The following is a 1,041-nucleotide window of genomic DNA, read 5'->3' on the forward strand; positions in this document are numbered from 1 at the left end:
CCCGGCGGGCCGCCCGACGGTGTTCGACGCTCTGCCAGCCGGTCTGCCGCGCGTGATCTCGGTCGGACGACTGGACCTGGCGACTGAAGGCCTGCTGCTGCTGACCAACGACGGCGAGTTGAGCCGGGCGCTGGAACTGCCATCGACATCGTTGGTACGTCAGTACCGCGCCCGTGCGCGCGGCAAGATCACCCAGGCGCAGCTGGATGCGCTGAAGGAAGGCGTCGTCGTGGACGGCGTCTCCTATGGTCCTATCGAGGCCACGCTGGACAAGGCCAAGGAAAGCAAGTCCGACGACGGTCGCGCCCCCGCCAACCTGTGGATCTCGGTCTCGATCACCGAGGGCAAGAACCGCGAAGTCCGCAAGGTGCTGGAATCGGTCGGCCTGACGGTCAACCGCCTGATCCGTCTGGCCTATGGTCCGTTCCGTCTGGACGTGCTGCCGATCGGCTCGGTCGAGGAAGTCGGCCCGCGCGTGATCCGCGAACTGCTGGGCGAATACATTCGCCCCGAGAACCTGCCGACCGGCAACACGGTCGAGACGCCTGCACCCATCCCCGGCCGCCGGATTTCGACGCCCATCGTCAAGGGACGCTCTGGCTCGGCCATGTCGGACCCGTCGCGCAAGCCCAGCCGCGTCCGCGCCGCCGAAACGGCTCAGGCCGATGCGGTCGAGCGCCGCGAGCGTCCGCCAAAGAAGGAAGGCTGGGCCAAGACTGCGCCGCGCACCGGCCATCCTAAGAAGACCTTCAAACCCCGTGAAGGCGCGCCGACCGACGGCGAACGTCCGGCCCGCAGCTTCCGTCCGCGTGAAGACGGTGATCGTCCGGCCCGCAGCTTCCGCCCACGTGAAGATGGCGACCGCCCCGCGCGCGCCTATACGCCGCGTGAGGATGGCGAGCGTCCGGCCCGCACCTTCAAGCCCCGTGACGGCGCACCGTCGCGTGGTGGTGACGGCCCCAAGCGTGAATACAAGCCGCGCACGGCTGGCCCTGACACCGGCAAGCGCGACTTCAAACCGCGCACTGGCGGGTCGGGCGC

1 protein-coding gene is annotated in these 1,041 nt (G+C 69.0%); it reads left to right on the forward strand.

Annotation, left to right across the window (positions count from 1 at the left end):
* On the forward strand, positions 1 to 1,041 hold a 1,041-nt coding region (locus tag QZ281_RS07975), incomplete at both ends, for a pseudouridine synthase (RefSeq protein ID WP_292226938.1).

The sequence above is a fragment of the Brevundimonas sp. genome, from assembly GCF_018608325.1.
In the GTDB taxonomy this organism is placed as follows: Bacteria; Pseudomonadota; Alphaproteobacteria; order Caulobacterales; family Caulobacteraceae; genus Brevundimonas.